This window comes from Shimia aestuarii (genome assembly GCF_022814865.1).
GTDB lineage: Bacteria > Pseudomonadota > Alphaproteobacteria > Rhodobacterales > Rhodobacteraceae > Shimia > Shimia aestuarii_A.
This window is the reverse complement of the sequence record NZ_JAKVRD010000040.1, coordinates 1-6,737: the sequence shown is the minus strand read 5'-3', so window position 1 is coordinate 6,737 and position 6,737 is coordinate 1. Positions and strand designations below refer to the sequence as shown.

Annotated in this window: 6 protein-coding genes; 2 read left to right on the top strand and 4 right to left on the bottom strand. The window is 51.7% G+C overall.

Features of this window, described 5'->3' with window-relative positions:
- Positions 1-123: 123 nt before the first annotated feature.
- The 4 genes from MK745_RS19435 to MK745_RS19420 all read right to left on the bottom strand — a co-directional run bounded on the left by MK745_RS19435 (position 124) and on the right by MK745_RS19420 (position 2,771).
- Positions 124-501 carry a hypothetical protein gene (locus MK745_RS19435; RefSeq protein WP_243614832.1) on the bottom strand — a complete coding sequence of 126 codons (378 nt, stop codon included), beginning with the start codon at positions 499-501 and terminating at the stop codon, positions 124-126.
- Between the two features lie 40 nt (positions 502-541).
- Entirely contained in the window at positions 542-766 is a 225-nt protein-coding gene (locus MK745_RS19430; RefSeq protein WP_243614831.1) for a helix-turn-helix transcriptional regulator, read from the bottom strand.
- 114 nt (positions 767-880) lie between these two features.
- Complete coding sequence (locus MK745_RS19425; protein ID WP_243614830.1) at positions 881-1,612, bottom strand: hypothetical protein; 732 nt, start codon at positions 1,610-1,612, stop codon at positions 881-883.
- Complete coding sequence (locus tag MK745_RS19420; RefSeq protein ID WP_243614829.1) at positions 1,560-2,771, bottom strand: tyrosine-type recombinase/integrase; 1,212 nt, start codon at positions 2,769-2,771, stop codon at positions 1,560-1,562. Before MK745_RS19420 ends, MK745_RS19425 begins: the two co-directional genes overlap by 53 nt.
- Positions 2,772-3,012: 241 nt before the next feature.
- Here MK745_RS19420 and MK745_RS19415 point away from each other — a divergent pair, with 241 nt between their 5' ends.
- The gene (locus MK745_RS19415) at positions 3,013-5,568 is read left to right on the top strand and encodes a tetratricopeptide repeat protein (RefSeq protein WP_243614828.1); all 2,556 of its coding nucleotides are present in this window, start codon (positions 3,013-3,015) and stop codon (positions 5,566-5,568) included.
- Positions 5,569-5,683: 115 nt separating this feature from the next.
- Positions 5,684-6,289, top strand: a complete 606-nt coding sequence (locus tag MK745_RS19410; protein WP_243614827.1) for a hypothetical protein — start codon at positions 5,684-5,686, stop codon at positions 6,287-6,289.
- Positions 6,290-6,737 lie beyond the last annotated feature (448 nt).

The following is a 6,737-nucleotide window of genomic DNA, read 5'->3' as shown; positions in this document are numbered from 1 at the left end:
GCCCCGTCAGAACCTCAACCTGCCTTAACTTCGTGACAATCTCTTCCGGCTTCGGTCGCTTGTTGGCCATGTGTTTCCTCCGTTTTCCTAAACATAGCGGAGGACCACTTCAGTGGGGGAGGATCACGTTTTTCTTGGCCGTTTGCCGTGAACCCACGGGATTGGATCGAACATTAGGTTGCAATCCTCTTGTTCGGACAGGTCCATCAGCACCTGAGCAATCGTAAAGTGTTCGGTGAAGCCAACGAAGTGCTCGGCCGTGAGGCTACCGTTCTTGGAAACGGAACAAATCCGCATGACCCTTTCAGGATCGTGTTGAGCAATAACGCGAAAGAAGTTCTCAACTTCGACAGCCCACCCAGAAAGGCCTGCAATCCTCTCTTCGTTTCTCAAAACCCAGTCCGCGTGGACCGATTGTCGCCAACCATAGCCATCACGCTTGATGTTCTGTTTTCGGCGATTGCCCTTTGCGCACGACCGCGACTTCTGATCCCTTTTCATGGTCAGTCTCCTTTACGATTTTGGTTTTTGGGGATGCCGATCAGTAATCAGCGTAGTGCATCCGAGAACGCTCTTCGGCGCGCTCTGCAAGCCAGTCGCGAAGTTCGGACATAAGCCAAGCACACTTGGTTCCACCCATTTTTATCCGTCTGGGAAATCGGCCACGGGCCTCCCATCTGAGCAAGGTTGTCGGGCTCACATTGATGCCCATGCGCTTCAGATCATCGCGCGTGGCGAGGGTCTTGTCTGGTTGATCGTCTGTCATCTTTTTCCCTTTCATGACTAAGGGAACCGGTTCCTAAACAGGACAATGACACAGGCGGAAAAGCGTTTCATTTCAATTCAATGAACGAAACGAGTCTAAAAATGAGCGTTTGGTTCAATCACGATATGAATAACGGGAAACGGCTTCTTGTATTTGAGCGTTTAGCTTTTCGACATTTCGTTTTGATGCAGTGGACTTTGGGTAATGAACGGCTAGCAGCGGTTTTGCAGCTTCACGTATGAACTCGGGGAACAACCCGTCGATTTCCTTTTCGAAGGCCGTTCTCTTGACGTGTTCAACGCCGACAACATCGATAAAGACCTCGGTCATGGCATCAACAACAAGTTGCAGAGTCTGGGCGTGATTTGTACCGCCCTCGATCTTTACCGTAGATTCTTCAACGGCTCCCAATAGTAGGCGCAAATCTGCTATCGCATCTTGTGTGCGTCCCACGCGCTTTCTCATCTCAGATGCGGGATAAACCTTCGTCTTGCCCTCGTAGTCTTGAATCGAAACGGTCGATAGGTTGTCCGTGGACTCTCCAAGCTTGCGGATGGTCTTTCGCAACAATATGTCCAATTCACCTGCCCACTTGTGTTTTTGGGATAGGGTCATTGCGCCACCCACAAATCCGAAAGCCTGTGTCAAATACTCTGCGGTAGCCGCTAATTGAAATCGAAGGCGGCGAATGGTGTCTGGATCATCAATTGCTACCGCGCCTGCGATACTCTTGCAGGCTTGCTCGGTGTAGAGTTCTGTCCATGGGTTGCCGCCCGCAGGGTATTTGAAATCGTCACACTCGACCCAGCGATCTGGCGTCGCCACATCCAACAGGTTGCGGATCATTCTTGGTCTTTGTGATTTCTTCGATACACTCATTCCACTTGCACAATGCCTCGCGCTTTTCGTCCGCATATGAATAGACATTGTAGATTGCCGCTACGCCTGAAACCACACCCGTTTTGTGGTTCAACAGCGCCTCTGTGACGGGCTGGGGGACGCCCAGCATCGCCATGTTCGTAGACATCGTGCGGCGCAGGTCGTGGATAATCCACGGCTCCGTGCCTTCGGGCAGCGACCTGTCGAGCCGGTCTTTCAGGCGACCGAACCCCGACACGGGCGATTTTCCGGTGGTTGTGAACACGTAGTCCGACCCGAGGAACCTCGGCACCCTGCGCAGCACGTCCATCATCGCGTCGGTGATCGGGACCGTATGTTGCCTTCCATTCTTGGCGCGCTGCGAAGGCAGCGTCCAAAGTCGTTTTTCGAGGTCGAGTTCAGACCAGCGCATTTCAGCAACCTCGGCACGTCTTTGGCCGCTAAGCATCAACAGCTTCATGCAATCCCCAAATGGATAGCCCTCGTCGCCACAGACCGCCCAAAGCGCGCCCAGCTCGTTATCGGTCAGGACACGCTCGCGAGGTTTTTCCTTCGATAGTGGCTTCATCCCCGAGATCGGGTTTGCCTCAATCATGCCGCGCTCGACGCACCACCCCATCAAGTGCTTTAGGTGAGCCAGCGCGCGGTTTGCGCTGACAGGCGCGGATTTGTGGATCACGTCGCAGGCTTTCACGACATCAGCGCGCTTGATCTCATCTATGCGCTGGCCATGCAGGGTGGTGAATTTCGCCAGCAGGGCTTCCTTGCGCTTCCAGTCGCGGTTGTGAACCTTGGCATGCTTCTCGATGTAGTCGGGGATCACGTCGCCCAACGTGGGCCTCGTTTCGACCTCGACGCCGGTGCGATCCTCGAAGCGACCCGTCTCGATTTCGTAAAGAACCTGCCGCACCCGTTCGCGCGCCTCGGCCAGCGACACGACCGGAAAGTGTCCGATGGTCAGGCGACGCATCTTGCCATTGATGCGCTTGTGCAGGCAGAACGTCTTGGTGCCGGACGTGCTGATGCGCAGGACTAGACCCGACATCAACTCGTCACGGAAATCGAGACGCTTGGACGGATTAGGCTTCTGGCCTTCGATGAATTTGGTGGTGAGTTTGCGTTTCATACCCCACAATAAGACGAATGGAGGCGCTGCGTCAGGGACAACCCTAGACGACATGTGAGGATCCGTTGAGTTTTGCGACGGAGTCAGCTTCATGAACAGAAATCAGATTGCCTTCTTCGCCAGGAGCGCAAGTTTCGTTTGACCTGGAACCGTACTACCTATCTGCTCAGATGAGGATTGAGATGGATCGATTGTTAATCTTCCGCCGAACAAGAATGCAAAAAAGTCGAGGTGGTGTTAAATGGACTGGTCCGATTGGCTGATGCTCCCTGCTGAGCGCTTTCAAGAGCGCTTGAAAAGAAGCTTGGACCGTCCGATCCTCTACAAAGATTTTATTGGATTGTACAACGCCTTGGTTGCTTTTGCCGATAGCGACCCAGCTCGAGTAGCGAGTATCTCAGAAAAAGTCGCTGAAACCGTTCTCGAACGATCAAGACTTCGGGAGGCCATACTTTTTTGGGAAATGAGAGCGAGAATTCTCACTCAGGTAGGCGACCTTCATGGACTGTTTGTGACCCTTAATAGGATGGCCGATGAGGACAGCTCTGATGACACACGTGACATCGTGGTTGAATTGGCTGACGCTGCGAGCAAAAGCTCCGATAATTTTGGCAATAGTTTGGACCAACGACCCAGAGTTTTTTCCCGTGTCATGGACATCTATATCCGGTTTGGATTGAAGGAACGAATAGCCAAACTCCATCTTGAGGCGGCTACTCTTTATTCACGGCATGGACAGAGCCAAGCGGCATATCGAAGTCTCTCAGATGCAGAAGAAATTGCGATAGATGTTGAATCACAGAGTTTACTCGCTGAGGTTTACAGCACATCTGTTTCGGTTGCTTGCGAAGAGGGCGATCACGACTGGGCTACCCGCGTGGGCGAGAAAGCGCTGAGCCTCTGGAGAGATTTAGCTGAGCAGCCCCCGGTTTCTCTACTCAGCAACATGGGGCTTGCCAGAATGCGGGTGGATGACATTGAGGGTGCCCAATGCTATTATAAAAGAGCTTTGGACGCTGAACCCGAGGACGATCTTGCCGCACAAATAAAAATAAATTTGGCAGTGTGCCAACGAGTTAGCGGCCAATTTGATGAGGCTCTCGAAACCATCCTAGAAGCTGAAGCAAGTCTGGCAACGACATCAAATATTGAGGCCCGACTCGAAGTGGCGCTGGTGGCCGCAAAGATATCGCTCGAACTCGACATGTATTCAGATGCAACTAGCCAACTCAAACTCGCCTCGGTGTTGTTGGATCGTATTCTGCGCCCAGTTCTGAGGCTTCATCATCGGCGTGGTCTGCGAGAGAGATACATCCCGAGAATTGAAGGGATGCTCGATCAACTTCCATCTGAAGGCAAGGCGGACAATGTGCTTCCAATGTTGGCTGCTGTGAGAACCAACGCTTTGGCAGATTGGTTGTCCATACTAGATTGGGCAAACACTACGGCGGCTCGAGGCGAAGTTGATGAGAAAGAATCTGGCGCGCTACTAGAGGTGATGCAAAAGCTACGCAACTTTGGCGCTCCGCACCTATTTGGCTTTCGCGAGAAGTACGATGACGCATGGAGTCCCATGAATGGCGGAGAGGCTTGGGACGAATTGGCCTCCATTTCCCTGCATCTAGAGAACCGTGGTGTTTCAAATAGTCCAACCGAGAGTGCAAGCCTTGAGGTTGTCTTAGACACTTGCCATAGCCGCCTGCGGCAGGGGCACGCTTTGATGTTCGTCACCTATGCGAGTGATGAACCAACGATCTGGTGCGTTGTTGGGGAGCAGTATGGGTCCGCCCGAATCCCTCTAGAATTGCTGGTAAAGTGGAAAAAGGCTTTGCTTGATCATGCATCGAACAGCATAAACAGGGCCAACTTCAATGGCAAAATTTTGGCATTACTGGAAGACTTTAGCCGCTATCTGGACCCGATGTTGGATTGGGTATCTAGCAAGGGGTCCCAGTCTATCCGTTACATCCAAGATTTTAGCGATAGCCTTCCAGTGACCTCAATCGCGCTGCGCAACGCTGGATGTGCGGCCCGTATGAAGCATGGAGACTTCCATGTACGAATTGTTTCAGCTCTTTATCCCGCAATCGAAGACGAAGATGCAGTATCCACTATCGTTTCGATCTCCAGCCCCAACGATGACTTGATGCTGTCGCCATTCGAAGGAAGCGTTTTTGCTGCTGAGTGGTCATCGATAGTTCATAAAAAATTTGATGCGGATGACGACAAGGCGTTAGAGGCCTTGGCTTCGGCAGATGTCGTGTTGATTTCTTCTCATTCAGCTCCTTTCCAATTTTATACTGACCCCTACTTCGCCACTATGGGGGGCGCTGAAAGCAGACACATCATTGGGGTAGAAGCATTGCAAATGCACGCACCTGACTTTCAAGCCCGTCTTGTGATGCTGAATGCGTGTCACTCTGGCTCTGGTTTGGCCAGAAACTATCAAAGACGCTTCAGGTCGTCGGACTTGGTGACTTACCCGGCACTTTTTACGCTCGATCGGCGAGCAATAGTTTCTGCGGGCGCTTGGGCAATGAGTGATACGGTATCCTTTCTCCATACAAAATTAGCGTCTGACGGCCTCCGAAATGGTATGAAGCCATATGAAGCACTGGCCAGAAGTATCGCCACGCTACCTCAGCTTACAAAAGCAGAAGCTCGTACTATCCTATCGCAAGTGCCGGATGAGAACGTTCGCGAGGAAGCCATCAAGAGAATTTCATCAGGGCCAAGCAAAGGTATGTTTAGTCAGCCATATGTATCAGGCGGTGTCGCAATACATGGTCTACTTTGAGCCATATGGGGCCACTACAAAGTTTAAAATTGGAAAACTTACGCGTTAGTAGCTTTCGCGGCTTGATGCTTGGAGAACTGCAAGTCGGGTGTTTAAGAAATAGGAAGTTGTTCAAATGGCAAAGCGGCTAAGATTTGAGGAATTGTTTGGGACCGGCTTTCGGTGGCCGCATGATGGGGACGACCCCTTTGATCTTCCAGATGAAGATCAACAACAAGTTGCGGTGGCTGCAGATGACTTCTCGCGATTCTTCCTGATGAGAGACGGCTATCGCAAATCGGCGGACGCCCTTGTTCAGAGAGCCGTATACGACTTCCGCGAGGCAGATTACTTGGTCTTCCCAATTGTTTTCTTGTACCGGCACGCACTCGAGCTGAACTTAAAATATATAATAAATCACTATGGTCCTCACGTGGGTATTGATCCGATCTGGAATGCACACGAGTTTGATAGACTATGGCCCAAGTTCCTAGAAGTACTTGACGGGTTTGGGACGCAAGATCCGGACCAAGCTGATCGGATCGTAGGAGGTATTATCGCCGAGTTTGGCAACTTAGACCCTCGTTCGTTCTCCTTTAGGTACCCTAGAGATAATCAAGGCAACCCAGTGCCTCTAGCCAAGGACCGATTAGACTTGATCCGGTTGAGAGACGTCATGGACGGCGTTTTCGGCTACTTCAGCGGCACTGATGGGTACTTGTCCGATCTGGTGAACGTTTGAAAGTGGTCCACCTAGCAATCAAGGTTTGGGTATCATGAGGGTAGCAGGAGCAGCTTGCTTGAATGCTCCGGCATGAGACGAGTCGAGACGATCTGCCAAACGCAAAGGTCAAGGTTTTCAATCGACTACGTTACGGCTTGAGCGATCCTGAGACAGTCCGCGCGGATCACAAGGCTAATTGAAAATCCTCGTGTCGGTGGTTCGATTCCGCCCCCGGGCACCATTAAATTAGAAAAATTCAAATAAAAACATGTTGTTAAGTGGGTGTGTCGACTGCTTATTCCGCTATCTCTAGGCTGTTTGCATGGGCCAGCCAAGGTAGTGATCCGCCCCACTTGAGTGGTCCAATTTGATTGTTAGTGCATGATCGGCCTTTGGTCCATCTGGATGATGGTTTCGGGGGCCGGTGGGCGATAGCCCAGAGCACTGTGGGGTCGTTTCGTATTGA

Coding starts and splice junctions, on each gene's coding strand:
- MK745_RS19435 (WP_243614832.1), bottom strand. CDS start 501: ATGAAAAGGGATCAGAAGTCGCGGTCGTGCGCAAAGGGCAATCGCCGA.
- MK745_RS19430 (WP_243614831.1), bottom strand. CDS start 766: ATGACAGACGATCAACCAGACAAGACCCTCGCCACGCGCGATGATCTG.
- MK745_RS19425 (WP_243614830.1), bottom strand. CDS start 1,612: ATGATCCGCAACCTGTTGGATGTGGCGACGCCAGATCGCTGGGTCGAG.
- MK745_RS19420 (WP_243614829.1), bottom strand. CDS start 2,771: ATGAAACGCAAACTCACCACCAAATTCATCGAAGGCCAGAAGCCTAAT.
- MK745_RS19415 (WP_243614828.1), top strand. CDS start 3,013: ATGGACTGGTCCGATTGGCTGATGCTCCCTGCTGAGCGCTTTCAAGAG.
- MK745_RS19410 (WP_243614827.1), top strand. CDS start 5,684: ATGGCAAAGCGGCTAAGATTTGAGGAATTGTTTGGGACCGGCTTTCGG.